Origin of the sequence: Enterococcus sp. BSD2780061688st2 D3, from assembly GCF_005844145.1 — a bacterium.
Classification (GTDB): Bacteria; Bacillota; Bacilli; order Lactobacillales; family Enterococcaceae; genus Enterococcus_B; species Enterococcus_B durans.
On record NZ_SPHN01000010.1, the window covers coordinates 59,882 to 79,805 of the forward strand.

19 protein-coding genes and 1 other annotated feature are annotated in these 19,924 nt (G+C 39.1%); of the genes, 17 read left to right on the forward strand and 2 right to left on the reverse strand.

Annotated elements, in window-relative coordinates; all coding sequences use genetic code 11:
* Nucleotides 1–31 precede the first annotated feature (31 nt).
* From FGQ66_RS09390 to FGQ66_RS09435, 10 genes are all read left to right on the forward strand, one after another.
* A complete protein-coding gene (locus tag FGQ66_RS09390) occupies nt 32–1,177 on the forward strand; it encodes a PIN/TRAM domain-containing protein (RefSeq protein WP_005876901.1) in 1,146 nt (381 codons plus the stop codon).
* A 235-nt stretch (nt 1,178–1,412) separates the two neighbouring features.
* Complete coding sequence (gltX, locus tag FGQ66_RS09395) at nt 1,413–2,873, forward strand: glutamate--tRNA ligase (protein ID WP_005876899.1); 1,461 nt, start codon at nt 1,413–1,415, stop codon at nt 2,871–2,873.
* Nucleotides 2,870–3,112 (forward strand) — a binding site (T-box leader). Its footprint overlaps the gene before it by 4 nt.
* An 82-nt stretch (nt 3,113–3,194) precedes the next feature.
* Entirely contained in the window at nt 3,195–3,731 is a 537-nt protein-coding gene (gene epsC / locus FGQ66_RS09400) for a serine O-acetyltransferase EpsC (protein WP_081135691.1), read from the forward strand.
* Nucleotides 3,728–5,140 carry a cysteine--tRNA ligase gene (gene cysS, locus FGQ66_RS09405; RefSeq protein WP_138302267.1) on the forward strand — a complete coding sequence of 471 codons (1,413 nt, stop codon included), beginning with the start codon at nt 3,728–3,730 and terminating at the stop codon, nt 5,138–5,140. Before epsC ends, cysS begins: the two co-directional genes overlap by 4 nt.
* The gene (locus FGQ66_RS09410; RefSeq protein WP_005876893.1) at nt 5,137–5,532 is read left to right on the forward strand and encodes a Mini-ribonuclease 3; all 396 of its coding nucleotides are present in this window, start codon (nt 5,137–5,139) and stop codon (nt 5,530–5,532) included. The genes cysS and FGQ66_RS09410 overlap by 4 nt, the downstream gene beginning before the upstream one ends.
* Entirely contained in the window at nt 5,525–6,388 is an 864-nt protein-coding gene (gene rlmB, locus FGQ66_RS09415; RefSeq protein WP_081135696.1) for a 23S rRNA (guanosine(2251)-2'-O)-methyltransferase RlmB, read from the forward strand. The genes FGQ66_RS09410 and rlmB overlap by 8 nt, the downstream gene beginning before the upstream one ends.
* 3 nt (nt 6,389–6,391) lie before the next feature.
* On the forward strand, nt 6,392–6,922 hold the full coding sequence (locus tag FGQ66_RS09420; protein ID WP_005876890.1) for an NYN domain-containing protein: 531 nt from the start codon (nt 6,392–6,394) through the stop codon (nt 6,920–6,922).
* A 76-nt stretch (nt 6,923–6,998) separates the two neighbouring features.
* Nucleotides 6,999–7,577 carry an RNA polymerase sigma factor gene (locus tag FGQ66_RS09425; protein ID WP_005875103.1) on the forward strand — a complete coding sequence of 193 codons (579 nt, stop codon included), beginning with the start codon at nt 6,999–7,001 and terminating at the stop codon, nt 7,575–7,577.
* A 113-nt stretch (nt 7,578–7,690) separates the two neighbouring features.
* Complete coding sequence (locus tag FGQ66_RS09430; protein ID WP_005875105.1) at nt 7,691–7,936, forward strand: Veg family protein; 246 nt, start codon at nt 7,691–7,693, stop codon at nt 7,934–7,936.
* A gap of 93 nt (nt 7,937–8,029) precedes the next feature.
* Nucleotides 8,030–8,464 (forward strand): GNAT family N-acetyltransferase, encoded by a 435-nt coding sequence (locus FGQ66_RS09435; RefSeq protein ID WP_081135701.1) that lies wholly within the window; start codon nt 8,030–8,032, stop codon nt 8,462–8,464.
* Nucleotides 8,465–8,586: 122 nt separating this feature from the next.
* On the opposite strand, the gene mscL is transcribed toward FGQ66_RS09435, so the two are convergent.
* Nucleotides 8,587–9,060: a large conductance mechanosensitive channel protein MscL gene (gene mscL, locus FGQ66_RS09440; RefSeq protein ID WP_081135704.1), complete on the reverse strand. Its 474-nt coding sequence runs from the start codon at nt 9,058–9,060 to the stop codon at nt 8,587–8,589.
* Nucleotides 9,061–9,278: 218 nt separating this feature from the next.
* Between mscL and yfmF the strand changes: the two genes are divergently transcribed.
* From yfmF to rny, 7 genes are all read left to right on the forward strand, one after another.
* A complete protein-coding gene (gene yfmF / locus FGQ66_RS09445; RefSeq protein WP_005875109.1) occupies nt 9,279–10,547 on the forward strand; it encodes an EF-P 5-aminopentanol modification-associated protein YfmF in 1,269 nt (422 codons plus the stop codon).
* On the forward strand, nt 10,540–11,832 hold the full coding sequence (gene yfmH / locus FGQ66_RS09450) for an EF-P 5-aminopentanol modification-associated protein YfmH (RefSeq protein ID WP_138302268.1): 1,293 nt from the start codon (nt 10,540–10,542) through the stop codon (nt 11,830–11,832). The genes yfmF and yfmH overlap by 8 nt, the downstream gene beginning before the upstream one ends.
* 231 nt (nt 11,833–12,063) lie before the next feature.
* The gene (locus FGQ66_RS09455; protein WP_138302269.1) at nt 12,064–12,951 is read left to right on the forward strand and encodes a RodZ domain-containing protein; all 888 of its coding nucleotides are present in this window, start codon (nt 12,064–12,066) and stop codon (nt 12,949–12,951) included.
* 788 nt (nt 12,952–13,739) lie between these two features.
* Nucleotides 13,740–14,318: a CDP-diacylglycerol--glycerol-3-phosphate 3-phosphatidyltransferase gene (gene pgsA, locus FGQ66_RS09460; RefSeq protein ID WP_005875113.1), complete on the forward strand. Its 579-nt coding sequence runs from the start codon at nt 13,740–13,742 to the stop codon at nt 14,316–14,318.
* A 323-nt stretch (nt 14,319–14,641) separates the two neighbouring features.
* A complete protein-coding gene (locus tag FGQ66_RS09465) occupies nt 14,642–15,889 on the forward strand; it encodes a competence/damage-inducible protein A (RefSeq protein WP_115234856.1) in 1,248 nt (415 codons plus the stop codon).
* Between the two features lie 104 nt (nt 15,890–15,993).
* Nucleotides 15,994–17,034 carry a recombinase RecA gene (gene recA, locus FGQ66_RS09470; RefSeq protein ID WP_005875116.1) on the forward strand — a complete coding sequence of 347 codons (1,041 nt, stop codon included), beginning with the start codon at nt 15,994–15,996 and terminating at the stop codon, nt 17,032–17,034.
* 367 nt (nt 17,035–17,401) lie between these two features.
* On the forward strand, nt 17,402–18,958 hold the full coding sequence (gene rny, locus FGQ66_RS09475) for a ribonuclease Y (protein ID WP_005875117.1): 1,557 nt from the start codon (nt 17,402–17,404) through the stop codon (nt 18,956–18,958).
* A gap of 34 nt (nt 18,959–18,992) precedes the next feature.
* Here the strand turns inward: rny and proC are convergent, their stop codons facing one another.
* Nucleotides 18,993–19,796 (reverse strand): pyrroline-5-carboxylate reductase, encoded by an 804-nt coding sequence (gene proC / locus FGQ66_RS09480; RefSeq protein ID WP_081135001.1) that lies wholly within the window; start codon nt 19,794–19,796, stop codon nt 18,993–18,995.
* Between the last annotated feature and the right edge of the window lie 128 nt (nt 19,797–19,924).

Consider the following 19,924-nt stretch of genomic DNA (forward strand, 5'->3'; position numbering starts at 1 on the left):
AAAATCAAATGAATGAAATGGAGGAACGAATATGCAAAAACGTGTCATCACCTTGTTGATGGTCATTGTCGGCGCAAGCTTAGGGATTTCCTTTTTACCTACGGCTTGGCAGACAGTTGGTCAACAATCAAATGGATGGCTGAATAATACATTTACCAATAGCCTGTTAGGCGCACTTATTTTCTTTCTATTATCTTTGCTATTGGCAAAACATATTTCAGCTGTAATCAAACAGATCGAAGAAAAATTAAGTGAAGTGAGCTTGACCTATCTCTTATTTGGAGCGATCGGGGCAATCATCGGGTTAACATTAGGTGTGATTATTTCAACGCCACTGTACAATACGAATATACCAGTTGTTAATAGTGTCTTGCCGATCTTATTGATGGTCATTTTAGGCTATCTAGGCTTGAGAATGGGGACGACTCGGATCGATGAGTGGAAAAAAATCTTTGGGCCCCGAAATAAAAAAACGGAACAAGAAACAGCTAGCGAGGTAGAAAGTCAGCTATTAGAACGCAAACAAGGTGAAAACTTCCATAAATACAAAATCTTGGATACCAGCGTGATCATTGATGGACGAATCTATGACATCACGAAAACGGGCTTTTTAGAAGGCACATTGATGATCCCGAATTTTGTCTTGTATGAATTACAATATATTGCCGATTCAGGAGATAGCTTGAAGCGAGTACGTGGACGTCGCGGGTTAGATATTTTGAATGCTTTGCAAAAAGAAGAAGGAATATCTGTTGAAATGTATGATGGGGACTTCGAAGATATCACAGAAGTGGATAGTAAATTAATCAAATTAGCTAAATTACTAGACGGTGTGATCGTAACCAATGACTATAACTTGAACAAAGTCTCTGAATTTCAAAATGTCCCAGTTTTGAACATCAATGCGTTAGCAAATGCAGTTAAACCTGTTGTGATCCCAGGGGAAAACATGAATGTATTGGTAGTTAAGGCAGGAACTGAACGTCAGCAAGGAGTAGCTTATCTTGATGATGGTACGATGGTCGTTGTTGAAGACGGGCAGCATTATATGAATGAACACATTGAGGTCGTTGTAACGAGTGCGTTGCAAACTGCGGCTGGTCGAATGATTTTTGCTAAGCCAGCTCATGCTGGACGCGGGATCGACAACAAAAAAGAAACAGAAAAAAGTAAATAAGCAAAAATAATCGATAAAAATAGCCAACTGGTAAGGAATTTCAACCAGTTGGCTTTACTATTTACCTTATAAAAGGTAAAATTTGGCTGAGTGGCTTTTATTTTTTGTCGAAAAGCCTATAAAGAATTATGGAACAATTAAATGAAATAGCCTCTTGCTAAATCGTTTTGTTCATTTGTTCGTAAATGAATCAGCCCATAGCTCTTAAAGACTAGTTTGAAAGAAGAGGAAGAAAATGACGAAAGTACGCGTACGCTATGCACCAAGTCCAACCGGGCACTTGCATATTGGGAATGCTCGAACAGCATTATTCAATTATTTGTTTGCCCGCCACAATGATGGAGATTTTATTATTCGTATCGAGGATACAGACCAAAAACGAAACATTGAAGACGGTGAAAAAAGCCAGTTGGAAAATCTAGCTTGGTTAGGGATGGATTGGGATGAATCTCCTGAAAATCCTGGAGAATATGGTCCGTATCGTCAATCAGAAAGAAAAGAAATCTATCAGCCTCTAATTGATCAATTACTTGCAAGCAATCGTGCTTACAAGTGCTATTGTACAGAAGAAGAATTAGAAGCAGAACGTGAAGCACAACGCGCACGAGGAGAAATGCCACATTACGCTGGTACTTGTGCCAACCTTACACCTGAAGAACAAGCAAAAAAAGAAGCTCAAGGTTTAGAACCTGTAATTCGTTTCCGTGTTCCTCGTAACACAGAATACAAATTCACGGACATGGTCAAAGGCGATATCTCATTTGAATCAGATAATATCGGTGGCGACTACGTGATCCAAAAACGTGATGGCATGCCTACTTACAACTTCGCTGTAGCGGTAGATGACCATTTGATGAAGATCACACATGTTTTGCGTGGAGACGATCATATTGCGAACACACCAAAACAATTGATGGTCTATGAAGCGTTTGGCTGGACACCACCAACTTTTGGCCACATGACCTTGATCATCAATACAGAAACAGGGAAAAAACTAAGTAAGCGTGATGAATCGATCCTTCAATTCATCGAACAATATCGTGAACTAGGCTACTTACCAGATGCAATGTTCAACTTTATTGCTTTATTGGGGTGGTCACCAGTTGGAGAAGATGAACTATTCAACCAAGCAGATTTGATCAAAATGTTTGATCCAAACCGTTTGAGTAAGTCTCCAGCAGCGTTCGATGCTAAGAAACTACAATGGGTCAATAACCATTACATCAAAGAAATGGATTTAGATAAGCTAACAGATATGTGTCTTCCTTATTTGATTGCTGACGGACGTGTTCAAGAAAATCCTGATGAAAAAACAATCGAATGGGTGAAAAAGATCGTTAGTCTGTATCAACCTCAAATGAGTTATGCAGCTGAAATCGTGGATATGTCTGCATTGTTCTTCAATGAACATCCTGTATTGAATGATGCAGCGAAAGAAGTATTGGCTGGCGAAACAGTTCCAACCGTTCTGACAGCTTTCAAAGCGCAATTAGAACAAATGGAAGTGGTGGATGCACCAACAGTCAAAGCTGCAATCAAAGCAGTTCAAAAAGAAACAGGTGTGAAAGGGAAAAATCTATTCATGCCAATTCGTGTCGCTGTTTCTGGACAAATGCATGGTCCAGAATTACCAGAAACGATCGAATTGCTTGGACGTGAAAAATCCTTAGCACATTTAAATCAAGTTATAGATTAAACACGTTGAACAGAAAGAAGTAGGTAATCGTTGATTTCAAGAGAGGCGACGGCTGGTGAAAGTCGCTAATCAATTTTTACTGAAATGCCTCTGGGAGTGGTCTTGACGAACATTGAATCAGAAGAGTTTTTCGCTTCTTTCAGTAAGGTAGTCAGGGACGTAAACGCGAACGTTATCCGTCAAAGGTAATCGTGTTTGATTATAAAGAAAAGTGGAACCACGCAAGTAGCGTCTTTTAATAAGGAAACTTATTTAAAGGCGCTTATTTGTTTTTCCAAAAGAAAATACATACACACAAAGTGAAGGAAGGAGTGACAACAGATGGGGTGGTTTACCCGTGCCGTAGAGGCAGCCAAGAAAAATGATCCAGCTGCACGTTCGACTTTAGAAGTAGTATTGACTTATCCAGGCTTCCACGCATTGTTTTGGCACCGAGTCTCTCACTACTTATATGAGCATCGACTTTATTTACTGGCAAAAATCAACGCACAATTCTGGCGTTTCATAACAGGGATCGAAATACATCCTGGTGCAAAAATTGGACGAGGTGTGTTTATTGACCACGGGATGGGCATCGTGATCGGCGAAACAGCAGAAGTGGCTGATGACGTGGTCCTTTTCCATGGGGTTACTTTAGGTGGTACTGGAAAAGAGACAGGAAAGAGACATCCAACCATCAAACAAGGTGCGATGCTTTCTGCGAATGCGCAGATATTGGGGCCGGTCACTATCGGTAAGAATGCCAAAATCGGCGCAGGAGCAGTCGTTTTGAAAGATATTCCAGATGATGCAACAGCTGTTGGTATCCCTGCAAAAGTGGTACGGATCAAAGGTGAAAAAGTGAGGAGATCAGAATGATAAAGATTTATAATACATTAACTAGAAAAAAAGAACTATTTACACCAATCAACGAAGGGAAAGTGGGGATGTATGTCTGCGGACCGACAGTATATAACTACATCCATATCGGCAATGCACGTAGTACGATTGCTTTTGACACGATCCGTCGTTATTTTGAGTATCGAGGCTATCAAGTCGACTATATCTCCAATTTTACAGATGTCGATGATAAGATCATCCGTGTGGCAAATGAGTTAGGCGTGACAGCGCCAGAAGTAGCCGATCGTTTTATCCAGGCGTTTGAAGAAGACACGCAAGCATTGAATGTGGAGCCAGCGACACTCCATCCCCGTGTGATGGACCACATGCCTGATATTATCTCATTCATCCAAACGCTTGTTGAAAAAGGATATGGGTACGAAGCAAATGGGGATGTCTATTACCGTACAAGAAAATTCACATCTTACGGAAAACTAAGTGACCAATCCATTGATGAATTAGAGATCGGTGCAAGTCAACGTACTGGAGAAGAGCAAAGTCAAAAAGAAGACCCTCTTGATTTTGCCCTTTGGAAAAAAGCGAAAAATGGAGAGATCTCTTGGGATTCCCCATGGGGCAAAGGACGTCCAGGCTGGCATATCGAGTGCTCTGTCATGGCAACAAAACATCTTGGTGATACAATTGATATCCATGGTGGTGGACAAGATTTAGAATTCCCTCATCATGAAAATGAAATTGCACAAAGTGAAGCAAAAACAGGCAAGAAATTTGCCAATTATTGGATGCACAATGGCTTCGTGACGATCGGTGAAGAAGACCAAAAAATGAGTAAGTCACTAGGCAACTTCATTACAGTACATGAACTGATCCAGACAGTTGATCCGCAAGTAATCCGTTTCTTCATGGCAACTACCCAATATCGTCGACCGATTCGTTACAGTGAGATGACAATGAAAGAAGCAGCGACGAACTTACAACGGTTAAGAAATACGTTCGATAATGTTCAATTCCGTTTGCCAACGGCTATAGGACATTTAGAAGCAGATGCGCATCTTTTAGTGGAATTAGACCAGATCGAGCAGCGTTTCATTGAAGAAATGGATGATGACTTCAATTCAGCTAACGGGATCACTGTAGTATATGAATTAGCGAAATGGTTGAATACGTACTTAGAAAAGAGTGAAGTTTCTGCTGCAGTATTAGAAAAAGGAAAAGCTTTATTTACACAATGGCTATCGATCTTTGGTATTTTATTTACCTCCGTTGAATTATTGGATGAAGAAATCGAACAGTTGATTGAAGAACGGACACAAGCAAGAAAAAATCGTGATTTTGCCCGTAGTGATGAAATCAGAGACTTATTAAAAGAAAAGGGGATCTTGCTTGATGATACACCGCAAGGGACTCGTTGGAGAAGAGAAGCATGAAAGATTATACACAATTAAATGGACTAGCCTTAGCTTATGTAGGCGATGCTATCTATGAAATCTATGTCAGAGATTACTTGGTCGAGCAAGGAGAAACCAAGCCCAATAAACTCCACCGCGCAGCTACAAGCTATGTTTCAGCGAATGCGCAAGCTTATTTGATCAAAAAAATGTTAGAAGAACAGTTAATGACGGCAGAAGAGGAAATCTACTACCGTAGAGGAAGAAATGCCAAAAGTCACACAAGTGCGAAAAATGCAGATATTGCTACTTATCGGATTGCAACAGGTTTTGAAGCATTGATGGGGTATTTGCATTTAACAAAACAAACAGAACGAATGGAAGAATTGATTCGTTGGTGTATCCAGAAAGTCGGTGAAAAAAATGAGTAGAGAAAAAAACGAGCGCAACTACACAAAACGCAATAAAAAAAATCAACAAAAGTCACCTAAATTTGTACAGAATAAAGCAAGCAGACCCGAGTCAGTGATGAAATCAGCAGAAGAGGAATCACTAGAAGATAATTTTATTTTTGGGCATCATGCGTCGGTTGAAGCTTTACAACAAGGACGTGGCAACAAGTTGTTCCTTCAAGAAGACGCCCATGGAGAAAAAATCGATGAGCTAAAAACAATTGCTAAAGAGCAGTCAGTTCCAGTTAAATGGGTACCAAAGCAAAAATTGGATACTTTGAGTGATCATGGTGTACATCAAGGGATCGTTCTAGCCATCACGCCTTATGAGTATCTTTCACTGGATCAATTACTGATACAGGCAAAGGAGAAGACAGAAACGCCGTTCTTCTTGATTTTAGATAGTATTGAAGATCCACATAATTTTGGATCTATATTACGAACAGCAGATGCTAGTGGAGTAGATGGAGTAATCATTCCAAAGCATCGTGCAGTAGGAATCACCCCTATCGTAACAAAAACCTCTACAGGAGCTGTCGAACACGTGCCAGTTGCCAGAGTGACAAATCTTGTTCAAACGGTCCAACAGCTCAAAGAAGAAGGATTCTGGGTATTTGGTACCGATATGGATGGAACAAACTTCCAAAAATGGAATGCGCAAGGTTCAATTGCATTAGTCATTGGTAATGAAGGACGCGGCATGAGTCCAGGTCTAAAAAAAGAGATGGACGAGCTATTGACGATCCCGATGGTTGGACACGTACAAAGTTTGAACGCCAGTGTCGCAGCAGGTCTTTTGATGTACCAAGCTTTCTCTCAACGACAGGGGGAATAAGCGATGAAAAAACAGCTGTTGATCGTAGATGGATATAACATGATCGGCTCTTGGCCTGAGTTAGTGGCACTAAAAAAACAAGATAAAATGGCGGATGCCAGAGAAGCGCTCCTTCACCGATTATCTAATTACGCAAAATATGAAGGAATCGAAGTAATTATTGTTTTTGATGCACAACTAGTTCCAGGTATCCAACAAAATTACAAAAAATATCAGCTAGAGGTAGTATTCACAAAAGAAGATGAAACTGCGGATAGCTATATCGAACGAATCGCAGGCAAACTAAATGATCGATTGACCCAAGTGACAGTGGCTACCAGCGACTTGGCAGAACAATGGATGATTTTTTCGCAAGGTGCTCTACGAACATCTGCATATGAGTTGTATAAAACGATCAAGAAGACGGAAAAAAATATAGCTCAAGATAATATAAATATGCGTTTTGTGGATTTTCGTCGGAACTCTCCTTGGAATGACGAACAATTAGCAAAACTGTCCCAAAAGTTAGACGATTTAATGCGAAAAGATAAATAACATTGTTATATAGCCAATTACCACGTGAATTGATGATAAGATTCCTCCATAATCGAATGTATGGAGGAATTATTTTATGTCTGAGGAGTTATTGCATGCCGCACGTAACGGTGATGAGGAAGCATTTGCTACCCTGTATCAAAAATATTTTCCACTTTTATTGCGTTTAAAGAATATGTATTATTTACGGAATTACGTTTATGAAGATTGGGAACAAGAAGCAAGGATAGCTTTGTACCAAGCTTTGAAAACTTATGAAAATAACAAGGGTGTTAGTTTTGGGAGCTATTATAAAAGTATTATCAGTAATCAGATCTATTCATTATTGAGAAAGCAAAATGCGTTGAAACGCAGAGATCAAAAAGATGAGATTTCGATTGATCAAAAAATCGAGACGGAAGGTCCAGATTTTTTAGCTGAGATCACGATGCAAGAACCGTTAGCAGTCCAGCATTTGTTGCTGCATGAAGCGATTGAAGACTGCCACATCAAATTTTCAAAAAAGGAAGCAAAAATATTCTATTACTATATGCAGGGAGCAGATTTTACGGAAATGGCAGAAGCGCTTTCTATGGATATCAAACAAGTAAAAAGTGCATACAGTCGAGTGAAATTTAAAATAAAACAACATTTAAAAAAATATAATGAGGAATAATTCATCAAATTATTAATGTTATTTTTATTTGTTTTTATTGCTTTTCTTTTTTTTGTATGGTAAACTTGAAAATTTTTAAAACGTGTGGTATACTGGTAAATGAGGTGAACTGTATGCCAACAACTTTAGCTACAATCAAAAAAGATTTAGAAGGTCGTATCGGCAGCCCGATCATGCTGGTTGCTCAGACAGGAAGAAAGCGTCAAACAGAACGCCGAGGCGTTTTAACAGAAACCTATCCTTCAGTATTCGTTGTTGATTTGGATCCTGAAGAAAATTCTTTTGAACGAGTATCGTATAGTTACTCTGATGTACTTACTCGAACAGTCGAAATCGAATTTTTAACTGAAGCAGTTTAAAAAGCAAGCGAGCCTAATGTCGTATCAGGTTCGTTTGCTTTTTTGTTGATAAATCGGTATGCTGATGAAAAAGCAAAGTCGGAGGTAGGTCACATGAAGTATCACGTTAAACCATTTTCTGAGTTGAATACGGAAGAGTTTTATGCCATCGTCAAAGAGCGGATCGCTGTTTTTGTTGTTGAGCAAAACTGTCCATACCAAGAAGTCGATGAGATTGATGAACACGCATGGCACACCTATTTTAAAGATGATGGTGGCAAGATTTCAGCGTATACAAGGGTCTATGAAGCACAAGATGCTATTCATTTTGGGCGGGTATTAGTGAATAAGGAGCATCGTAAAGAAGGCTTGGGGCGAAAAATCCTTCAACAAACGATCGCATTTATTCAAGAGAAGTATCCAAATCAGCCAATCGTTATTGGTGCACAAGTATATCTTCGTTCTTTTTATGAATCATTTGGATTCGAAGCAATCTCTGATGTTTACTTAGAAGATGACATTCCCCATATTGATATGAAGCTTGGATGATCGAGCATTTCGCAACCTAAAAAATGGGAACAGAAGTGGGCATTTCTGCTCCCATCATTTATTCATGTTTAGAGACGGAGGTAAAAGTAAGGAATACTTTTGCCTCCGTCTCTTTTTATACATTATACTTCTGTCTTTTCGTTGCTAGTATCTACAGCTGCTTGTGCTGTAGGACGCCCGTTGTTTTCTGCTGTTTGTTGAGCAAGTAAGTCGCGGATATCGCTAAGATAATCTTCCGCTGTTGGTGTTGCAGGAACTTCCTCTTCTTCTTTGGTAGAACGTAGATTTTTCGCATGATTTGCTGCTTTTACAACTAAGAATAAGATGAAGCCGGTAATGATAAATGTAATGATTGCACTGATGACGTCACCAAAAGCGAAGGTAACTCCTTTAGTAGGTGACCAGTCTAAAATAGACAACGCCCCCTCTAAATCAGATGTGCCAGTGATCATTGCGACTACCCAACCAACAAGGGGAGTAATCAATCCTTGCACGATCTGATTGACGATACTGGTAAATGCACTACCAATAACAACCCCGACAGCTAAATCTAATACGTCTCCACGCATGATAAACTCTTTGAATTCTTTAATCATAATTTTCCTCCTCTCTTTTAATCTTAGTATAACGAAGAATAAAAAAATATAAAAACAACACGCATTTGTTGTAGAAGTCTTTAGTTAAAACACTTCTATGCTATACTATAAAGTGACTCTTAGATGCTGAAAAAGAGATTGACAGCAGAGCGTGCATATCAAATAATGCGCTAAATAAATCATGCAGGGGAACGGACTGCAAAAAAGGGGACTTTATTATGACATATCAACTAGCAGAGGGTGTCAACCTCCATGTGCTGCAAACAAAACAATATAAAACGGTTCGTATCTTTGTCCGATTCACAACACGTTTAGCAAAAGAAACCTTGACCAAACGCTCACTTTTGAGTAGCTTATTGGAAACAAACAGTCTGAATTATCCAGATCAAACACAACTCAGTGCCAAACTAGCAGATCTTTACGGGGCTAGCTTTGGATTATCTGTGAGAAAAAAAGGCAATCTTCACTGGCTGAATGCTGGAATCAGTTTCGTCAACGGCAAGTATGTGAATGATTCCGAAATTTTCAATGAAGCAGTGGACTTTCTAAAAGAAGTACTGTTTTATCCAAATATCAAGGAACAAAAATTCGATCAATTGACATTTGATCTGGAAAAAAACAATTTAAAACTTTATCTAGAAAGTCTGAACGAAGACAAACAAACCATGGCCTCACTGGCTCTGCAAGAATTGTACTTTGAACAGTCTGATGCTCAAAAAATCCCGAGTTTTGGGACAATTGAAGATCTAGAAGAATTGACTGCGGAAAGTTTGGCAACTTATTACCAAGAAATGATAGCAAACGATCAAGTCGATATCTTTGTCGTCGGGGATGTTTCGGAAGAGGAAGTTAAAGTAGCGTTAGAAAAATTACCTTTCACAGGTAGAACTTACGCACATCCAGAGATTTATTACACTCAGCCAAAAGTAAACATTATCAAGGAACGACAAATCCAAGAGCCTGTCGTACAGGCAAAGCTAAATCTTGCTTATCAAACGGACATTTATTACGACCAACCAGAGCGTTTTTCGTTGATGGTGTTCAATGGCTTATTTGGTGGATTTCCCCACTCTAAACTATTCATGAATGTTCGAGAAAAAGAAAGTTTAGCTTACTATGCTTCAAGCAGTGTCGACACTTTTCGTGGATTTATGAGTGTACAAACAGGGATCGATGGAAAAAACCGCAATCAAGTGTTACGTTTGATCCATGAACAACTAGAAAGTTTACGCAATGGTGAGGTAACGGAGCTTGAATTAGCCCAAACGAAAGCCATGCTAAGGAATCAATACTTGTTGTCCCTCGATGCACCACAGGCTACGATCGAAACAGCTTATTTAGATAACTGGTTACCAGAAACACAATTGACAGATGATGAATGGTTGAGCCGAATGGAAAACGTGACAATCCATGATATCCAAAACGTTGCGCAAAAAATCGAATTGCAAGCTATATTCTTTTTGGATGGAGGAATGACAAATGAATAAAACTGAATACCCTCAAATCAATGAAACACTCTATCATGAGGTACTGCCTAATGGTTTGACTGTTTATTTATTACCGAAAAAAGAGTACCACAAGACCTATGGACTATTTAGTACGAATTATGGCTCGATCGACAATGAATTTGTTCCATATGGCAAGTCAGAAAAAATAAAAGTTCCTGATGGGATCGCTCATTTCTTAGAACATAAATTATTTGAAAAAGAAGATGGCGATGTCTTTCAACTATTTGGACAACAAGGAGCTTCTGCGAATGCTTTTACAAGCTTTACAAAAACGAGCTATTTGTTTTCAACGACTGATCAGGTGGAAAAAAATCTCACTACTTTATTAGATTTCGTTCAAGCACCGTATTTTACGGAAGAAACAGTCAATAAAGAAAAAGGAATCATTGGCCAAGAAATCCAAATGTATGAAGATGATCCAAATTGGCGTTTGTTTTTTGGGATTTTGAATAATCTTTATCCCAATCACCCATTGCACATTGATATTGCAGGTACGGTAGAAAGTATCGATAAAATTTCAGCTGATGATCTGTATACTTGTTACCATACATTTTATCAACCAAGTAATATGGTCTTATTTGTTGTGGGAAATTTAGAACCAGAACAGTTGATGTCAGTTATCCGAACGAATCAATCAGCAAAAGATTTCCCACCAGCACAACCGATCCAACGGTATTTTCCTGAGAATACACACGAGATCATTGCAAAAAGTGAGCTAGAAGCAGCTGTGAATCGAAATAAATTTGTTTTAGGAATAAAAGGGTTAGATGTTTTGCCACAAGAAGGAAGCAAATTGCTTCGGTATAAAACAGCTATCAACTTGTTGTTCCAACTTTTATTAGGAAATACTTCACAAAATTATTTGAAAATGTACAATGAAGGACTGATCGACGACAGCTTTGGTTTTGAATTCACGTTGGATCGCGAATTCCATTTTGCCGATTTTAGTGGAGATACAGATCAACCAGAAGAAGCGGCGAAACAAGTCAAACAACTTATTCTAAACTTCGATAATGATCCAGAAATTACTGCAGAAAACTTAACACTGCTTAAGAAGAAAATGCTGGGACAATATTTCCAATCATTGAATTCAATCGAGTATATTGCCAATCAATTCACGCAAAGTCTCTTTGGAGAGCAAACGCTATTTGATCTACCTCAAATCATTGACTCTATTCAATTGGAAGATGTCCTACAGGTTGGTCGAACATTCATCAATAATGAAGCATTTAGTGAGTTTTACATGCAGCCAAAGAAAAAATAGGGAAAGTTAAAAAATTTCAATCTAACTCTTAAATTTCACTATAGAGTTAGGTGAAAGCTACCCTAGAATTGTCTGATTTGTGGTATTCTTTAGATAGATAGCCCAATCAGATGATTTCTATTGGGCAATAAGTCCTTGCTATTCTTTTGTTAGAATGGCAGACAACCAGTTTTTAAGGGACAACTGATTTGTAGAACTGGTTAGAATAAAAAGACTGGAGAAGATGAACGAGTGGCTTTTGAAACCATCGGGGAAAAATTAAGGCAAGCCCGCTTAAATAAAAAAATATCTTTAGATGAATTACAACAAATTACTAAAATCCAAAAACGCTACCTAGAAGCAATCGACAATGATGATTTTGATCAATTGCCTGGGAAGTTTTATGTTCGTGCATTTATTCGACAGTATGCCGAGGCAGTAGGAGAAGACGGAGATCATTTAGTTGATGTATTTGATGGAAAAAGCAAACTATCAGCTGGAACGATCATTGAGCGTCCTGAACCTGAAACAGTAAATGGCTCTAGAAAAGCAATGCATCAAGAAGAATCACATCCTAGTAAATTTTGGACAAGTCTGCCGGTCATTTTATTGGGATTGGTCGCGTTAGCAATCATTGTAGTTGTTGGTTATATGACATGGCAAGATCGCCAAGCAGATCCTATCATTGGAGGAAGTGCTTCCTCTGTGACTGTGGATGGTTCAGTAGAACAAACCACATCGTCTACGAAAGAAAGTACTCAAGCTTCTTCAACAGTTGAATCAACGACTGAGTCAACAGTTGAAGAGAAAAAAATGGCTATTACAGCTGGACAAGATACAGGAAGTGCTATTGCAGTATCCATTACCGATGCTACTAAGCCTGTGACGCTTGAATTCACCGCAGCAAATCGAGTGTGGATTGGCGTGATGGTGGACAATGCGTATGTTTATCAAGGCACACTAGCAGCGAATGAAACGCAAAGCACGCAGTTGCCAGAAACGGCCACGAACGCGACGATCACATTAGGGGCAGCAAGTAATGCCACGATCAAAGCGAATGGTGAAGTCGTACCTGTCAATCCGGGAGAGAATAACCGGAGTCCAAAAAATGTCACCCTCGCTTTGCAATATAAGGAATAGGTTTCAGAACTGTTCTTGATAGGTGGTGGCATGAAGACAGTAAAGTGAATAAAGACTTTAGAAATGAGAGCGATTCACGATAGGTGTTTCTCAAATTTTTGAGAATTCGGTTCGTTTTTTCGAAGTAATTGTTTCTACCGCTTACTCAAATTTAGAGGATGAGATAAAAGTGATTTTTACTTTTGTTTCATCCTTTTTTTGTCGGATAATCTGAACGGCTTTTTCACAACCTTATCTATGGTGTTCAAAGAGCTGACCTTCAACAATAAGTCAAAGCGCTCTTTTCACAACCTTTATCCGCGGTGTTCAAAGAGCTGACCTTCAACAATAAGTCAAAGCGCTCTTTTCACAACCTTTATCCACGGTGTTCAAAGGCTTGCATCTTCAACAATAAGCCTAAACAGATGAAAAACATGAAAAGCTGTTTTTCTCTGTTCATTCTTATTGCTTGATGCAGACCAGCCTTTTCACAACCTTTTCCACGGTGTTCAAAAGCCAACTCCTTGAAATAAGTCTTAATTTTTCAAAACATGGAGAGCTGTTTCGAAAAATTCATACTTATTGTCGGCGGAGCTGAACGGCTTTTTCACAACCTTATTCACGGTGTTCAAAGAGCTGACCTTCAACAATAAGTCAAAAAATCTCAAAATATGGAAAGCTATTTCGAGATTTTCCTCCTTATTGCTCAGGTCAAAGCGCTCTTTTCACAACCTTCTATAAAAACTAAACAATATCGGTGGAAAGTTTAGATAGAGTCACGTAGAATAGGGAGGAAAGGAGTCGATACTGTGAATTTACCAAATAAATTAACTGTAATTAGAATTTGTATGATCCCGATTTTTATTTTAGTTGTCGGATTGCCATTGGATTGGGGTCAATTAACTGTAGGAGATACCACACTTGAGGTGACCCAATTGGTAGGAGCGATTATTTTTGCGATTGCTAGTATCACGGATTGGTTGGATGGGAAAATTGCTCGTGCACGTGGTTTAGTGACGAACTTTGGGAAATTTGCTGATCCTTTAGCTGATAAAATGTTAGTAATGACGGCATTTATCATGTTAGTTGGTCAAGGAAAAGCACCAGGGTGGGTCATCGCGATCATCGTGTGTCGTGAACTGGCTGTAACAGGGTTGCGCCTACTATTAGTCGAACATGGTGAAGTCATGGCAGCTGCGTGGCCTGGGAAAGTGAAAACAGCTACACAAATGGTTGCGATTATTTTGTTATTCATCAATAACATTCCATTTAATCTAATCGGGCTTCCAGTTGATCAAATCATGTTATATGCTTGTTTAGTCTTTACCATCTATTCAGGAGTCGACTATTTTGCCAAAAATAGTGGCGTATTCAAAGGATCGATGTAATTGAAACCAGCAGTTAGTTTCCCTGAGAAAACAAACTGTTTAAGCAACATAAAAACCGAAAATCCTCGGAAAAGCTTACCTTGAGGATTTTCGGTTTTTATGTTGGAGAGAGTTCAAGTATAAAAATGATACGCATGATTGAAAGAAAAGACAGAAAATATTTTTTAGTAAAGAAGAATGAGTCAAAAATTTTTTACTGTTTTTGTGAAGGGGAAATGAGCAAATAATCAAAGAACCTTTTGACAAATAGCGTATACTATTTAAGTAGGGATTACTACAAGCGAGTAGACATGCAAACAGTTAAAGTTAAGGAAGCGATCAAGATGAAATCAGAAATTATTGCCGTAGGAACAGAGCTTTTATTAGGGCAAGTTGTCAATACCAACGCGACATTTTTATCAGAACAATTAGCAGATCTTGGGATCGACGTCTATTATCAAACAGTTGTGGGAGATAATCCTACACGTTTAGAAGAGTTGATTCAGTTAGCAGAAACGAGAAGTGAATTGATCATTTTGTGTGGTGGATTAGGACCGACAGAAGATGATCTAACAAAAGAAGTGACAGCAAAGCATCTTGGTAGAGAACTAATTCAAAATACAGAAGGATATAAAAAATTATTGACCTTTTTTGAAACAACGAAACGAAAGATGACAGAAAACAATTTGCAACAATCACAAATCATCGATGGGGGAATCCCGCTACCCAATCGTACTGGTCTAGCATTGGGTACATTTTTCCAAACAGAAGATCATGTGTATATCTTACTACCGGGTCCGCCAAGTGAATTGAAACCAATGTTCATCGAACAAGCGCGTCCACTATTGGAAGAAAAATTTCCATCAGAAGAAAAATTGATTTCAAAAGTGCTAAGGTTTTATGGTATTGGTGAGTCACGTCTAGTAACAGAATTAAAAGATTTGATCGAAACACAGATCAATCCAACGATCGCACCCTATGCAAAACCCAATGAGGTCACTTTGCGATTAACTGTGAAAACAAAGGATGCACATGCAGGAAATCAAGCACTACTAGCTTTAGAAGAAAGAATCCAAGAACGGGTTGGCGAGTATTTTTATGGCTACGGGGATGACAATTCTCTGCCAAAAGTTGTCGTGGATCTCTTAAAAGAAAGAAACCAAACGATTACTGCGGCGGAAAGTTTGACCGCAGGAGCTTTTCAAGCTGCATTAGGAGATATCCCAGGTGTATCTGCAGTCTTTCCTGGTGGTTTTACAACGTATTCGTTAGAAACAAAAGCAAATTTTTTAACGATTGATCGCCACTTTTTAGAAAAATATGGGACAGTTAGTCAAGAATGTGCGGAGCAAATGGCTCTTCAAGCAAGAAAACTAGCAGGAACAGATTACGGGATTTCTTTCACTGGAGTAGCTGGGCCAGATGAACTCGAAGGACAGCCTGTTGGGACAGTTTGGATTGCGTTAGCGTATGGAGACGAAGCAGTCATTTCACAGAAATATCGATTCACGAGAGACCGCGCAGCAATCCGACACAGCGCCGTAATGCAAGGATTTGATCTGTTAAGAAGACAAGTATTAAGAAAAAAATAAATGCGAATATTTGTTCGGTTTTTGCTTGCTTTTTGATAATAAAAACGATATGATTAGCTTAATGAATGTTGCACTGATTTGTGAAAATAAGGAGGATTATCGTATTGGCAGATGATCGTAAAGCAGCGTTAGAAGCTGCGTTGAAAAAAATTGAAAAGAACTATGGTAAGGGTTCGATCATGAAGTTAGGCGAAAAGATCGACCAACAGATTTCTACCATCCCAAGTGGTTCACTTGCACTAGATGTTGCATTGGGAGTTGGTGGCTATCCTCGAGGCCGAATCGTTGAAGTCTATGGACCAGAAAGTTCAGGTAAGACCACAGTTGCCTTACATGCAATTGCTGAAGTACAAAGAAATGGTGGCACAGCAGCGTTTATTGATGCTGAACATGCCTTAGATCCACAATATGCCCAAAAATTAGGCGTAAATATCGATGAATTACTTCTTTCTCAACCTGATACTGGTGAACAGGGATTAGAAATCGCTGATGCTTTAGTATCAAGTGGTGCGGTTGACATCGTTGTTGTCGATTCTGTAGCAGCTCTAGTTCCTCGTGCAGAAATTGATGGCGAAATGGGTGATTCTCACGTAGGGTTACAAGCTCGTCTAATGTCTCAAGCATTACGTAAATTGTCAGGATCGATCAATAAAACAAAAACGATCGCGATCTTTATCAACCAGATCCGTGAAAAAGTCGGCGTGATGTTTGGTAATCCTGAAATCACACCAGGGGGACGTGCGTTGAAATTCTACGCAACGATCCGTTTAGAAGTCCGTCGTGCGGAACAATTAAAACAAGGAACAGATATTGTTGGTAACCGTACAAAGATCAAAGTTGTTAAAAATAAAGTTGCGCCACCGTTCAAAATCGCTGAAGTGGATGTCATGTACGGTCAAGGTATTTCTCAAGAAGGAGAACTACTGGATATGGCTGTTGAAAAAGACATCGTTGATAAGAGCGGAGCTTGGTACTCTTATAAAGAAGACCGTATCGGGCAAGGACGCGAAAATGCAAAGATCTATATGGCAAATCATCCAGAAATGATGGCAGAAGTTTCTGCATTGGTACGTGCGGCTTATGGTATCGGCGAAGAAGTCGAAGTACCAGAAGAAGCACAGGCAGAACTACCATTAGAAGAATAATTGAATCAAGAAACAACAGGTAAACGAGTAGATGACTTGTTTGCCTGTTTTTTTATCTTTAAACCACTAATTTTCGCGTAGCGATGAGTGCAAGCCGAATATTTTTTTAACGTTCCTTATTCTGGATATTTTTGATGACAAGATTTATAAAAACACTATAATTATATGTAAAACGTCCCTTTAACGAAAAAACTGTAAACCGTTTCCTTACGTATTTAAAGTTGACACTGTGGGGTACAAACATTAGAATAAACTTGTGTACATTTTTGTACACATATGCGAGAAGCATATTGACAAGTTTAGAATACTTTATCATAGAAGTTGTACAGATGATAAAAATGAAAAAGATAGTATGGAGGTGGATTTTATGGTATTCAACATTCTCCTCGCTATCATCGGTTTAATTGTCGGTCTTGGTTTAGGGTTTATGGTTGCGAAGTCACGTCACGAGAAAGAAATTGCTGGTGCACAATCATCAGCAGCTGGAATTATCGATAGTGCAAAGAAAGAAGCAGAAACTCTAAAAAAAGAAGCATTGTTAGAAGCTAAGGAAGAAAATCAGAAATATCGTTCTGAAGTTGAAAGTGAGCTGAGAGAAAGCAAATTAGAATTAAAATCTCAAGAAAATCGATTGATTCAACGCGAACAAACATTGAATCGAAAAGATGACTCGTTGGAAAAACGTGAGAACTCACTTGAAAGTAAAGAAGAAGCACTTAGTTCAAAACAGCAATTAATTGAAGAGCGAGAAAAAGACGTTGAAAAATTGGTTGAAGATCAACAAAAAGAATTAGAAAAAATTGCTGGTTTATCGAAAGAAGATGCAAAAGAAGTCATCATGAAGTCAACCGAAGAAGAGTTGAATCATGAATTAACTCTAATGGTAAAAGAATCTGAACAGCGAGCAAAAGAAGAAGCTGATCGTAAAGCGAAAAATCTTTTGTCATTAGCAATCCAACGCTGTGCAGCAGACCAAGTATCTGAAACGACAGTATCTGTTGTCACCTTACCAAACGATGAGATGAAGGGCCGAATCATTGGTCGTGAAGGTCGAAACATTCGAACACTGGAAACATTGACAGGAATCGATTTGATCATCGACGATACCCCAGAAGCAGTTGTACTTTCTGGCTTTGATCCGATCCGTCGCGAAATCGCACGAATGACCTTGGAAAAACTGATTCAAGATGGCCGAATCCATCCAGCACGCATTGAAGAAATGGTCGAAAAATCGCGTAAAGAAATGGATGAACGAATCCGTGAATACGGAGAAGAAGCCGCATTTGAAGTTGGAGCGCATACGTTGCATCCTGATCTGATCAAGATCATGGGACGTCTACATTTCCGAACAAGTTATGGACAGAATGTATTGAAACATTCTGTTGAAGTAGCAAAACTATCTGGTATCTTAGCTGCTGAACTCGGCGAAGATATCCAATTAGCGAAACGTGCGGGCTTGCTTCATGATATTGGTAAAGCCTTGGATCACGAAATTGAAGGATCACACGTTGAGATCGGTGCTGAATTAGCAGCGAAATACAAAGAAAATCCAGTAGTGATCAATGCGATTGCATCACATCATGGCGACGTTGAAGCAACATCAGTCATCTCTGTATTAGTAGCTGCAGCGGATGCCTTGTCAGCCGCTCGTCCAGGAGCACGTAGTGAATCACTAGAAAACTATATCCGTCGTTTGAGAAGCCTAGAAAACATCTCCAATAGTTTTGCAGGAGTTGAATCAAGCTTTGCTGTCCAAGCAGGACGTGAAGTTCGGGTAATGGTCAAACCGGATGAAATTTCTGATCTAGATGCTGTTCGTTTGGTTCGTGATATCAGAAAACGAATTGAAGATGAACTAGATTATCCGGGACATATCAAAGTAATCGTCATCCGTGAAACACGGGCAACAGATTATGCAAAATAAAAAAGCGATGCAAGTTGATGCTTGCATCGTTTTTTTATTTATCTAACATTTCAAGGTCTTTTTCGATCGTTGTATTGATGCCTTTGATGATGGCAGGGATAAATCCGGCTTCTTCCAAAGCAACTACACCAGCAACCGTTGTTCCACCTGGTGAGGATACTTGGTCAACTAGTTCCCAAGGATTCTCATCGCTAGCGAGAAATTTTTGGCAAGAACCCATAATTGCTTTAGCTGCGATTTCTGTTGCCATTTTTTTCGGTAAGCCATTTAGTACTCCCGCACGTCCCATAGCATCGATCAGCATATAGATAAAGGCAGGAGAACTTCCAGCTAGTCCGATAAATGTACTGAAATCATCTTCCGCTAATTGATAGACACTACCAATTGCTTCGAAAATATCAGTTGCCTGTTTCAACTCGCTATCTGTTACAGTTCGGCTTTTACAAATTGCTGAAACCCCAGCACCAACGCTAACGTTGACATTTGGCATGACCCGGATGATTTTAGCATCAGGGTTATTTAATGATTCTGTTAAATCGCTGATCGCTTTTCCTGAGGCAATCGAAATGAATAAACGTTTTTTACTATAACTTCGCAAATCTTTCAGTACTTGGTCGATGATCTTAGGTTTGACAGCTAAAAGAATCGTTTCGACTTGTTCTGCGACTTCTTGATTGCTTTTACAAGCAGTCACGCCAATTTTATCAGCAAAGCGTTTGGCATTTTCGTAATGACCACTAGAAACGAAGATGTCTTCTTTTGCAACAGTCCCTTTTTCGAGCAATCCATTGATGATTGCTTGAGCCATGTTTCCTGTTCCGATAAACCCGATTTTCATGATATCCTCTCCTTTATTTTTAGCATATCTTTCTTTTGGATGAAGGGCAAGTAAAGAATCATGAAAATTATGTTTAGAAATAGAAGAGAGATTCCTATACAAAAGTGGAAAAAATAGGATAAATAGGC

Bases quoted from the DNA above. Each gene is read 5' to 3' on its own strand.
- FGQ66_RS09430 (WP_005875105.1), top strand. From the start codon at position 7,691: ATGCCAACAACTTTAGCTACAATCAAAAAAGATTTAGAAGGTCGTATC.
- FGQ66_RS09465 (WP_115234856.1), top strand. From the start codon at position 14,642: ATGAAATCAGAAATTATTGCCGTAGGAACAGAGCTTTTATTAGGGCAA.
- FGQ66_RS09425 (WP_005875103.1), top strand. From the start codon at position 6,999: ATGTCTGAGGAGTTATTGCATGCCGCACGTAACGGTGATGAGGAAGCA.
- rny (WP_005875117.1), top strand. From the start codon at position 17,402: ATGGTATTCAACATTCTCCTCGCTATCATCGGTTTAATTGTCGGTCTT.
- rlmB (WP_081135696.1), top strand. From the start codon at position 5,525: ATGAGTAGAGAAAAAAACGAGCGCAACTACACAAAACGCAATAAAAAA.
- FGQ66_RS09435 (WP_081135701.1), top strand. From the start codon at position 8,030: ATGAAGTATCACGTTAAACCATTTTCTGAGTTGAATACGGAAGAGTTT.
- FGQ66_RS09420 (WP_005876890.1), top strand. From the start codon at position 6,392: ATGAAAAAACAGCTGTTGATCGTAGATGGATATAACATGATCGGCTCT.
- mscL (WP_081135704.1), bottom strand. From the start codon at position 9,060: ATGATTAAAGAATTCAAAGAGTTTATCATGCGTGGAGACGTATTAGAT.
- cysS (WP_138302267.1), top strand. From the start codon at position 3,728: ATGATAAAGATTTATAATACATTAACTAGAAAAAAAGAACTATTTACA.
- proC (WP_081135001.1), bottom strand. From the start codon at position 19,796: ATGAAAATCGGGTTTATCGGAACAGGAAACATGGCTCAAGCAATCATC.
- yfmF (WP_005875109.1), top strand. From the start codon at position 9,279: ATGACATATCAACTAGCAGAGGGTGTCAACCTCCATGTGCTGCAAACA.
- yfmH (WP_138302268.1), top strand. From the start codon at position 10,540: ATGAATAAAACTGAATACCCTCAAATCAATGAAACACTCTATCATGAG.
- FGQ66_RS09410 (WP_005876893.1), top strand. From the start codon at position 5,137: ATGAAAGATTATACACAATTAAATGGACTAGCCTTAGCTTATGTAGGC.
- gltX (WP_005876899.1), top strand. From the start codon at position 1,413: ATGACGAAAGTACGCGTACGCTATGCACCAAGTCCAACCGGGCACTTG.
- FGQ66_RS09390 (WP_005876901.1), top strand. From the start codon at position 32: ATGCAAAAACGTGTCATCACCTTGTTGATGGTCATTGTCGGCGCAAGC.
- epsC (WP_081135691.1), top strand. From the start codon at position 3,195: ATGGGGTGGTTTACCCGTGCCGTAGAGGCAGCCAAGAAAAATGATCCA.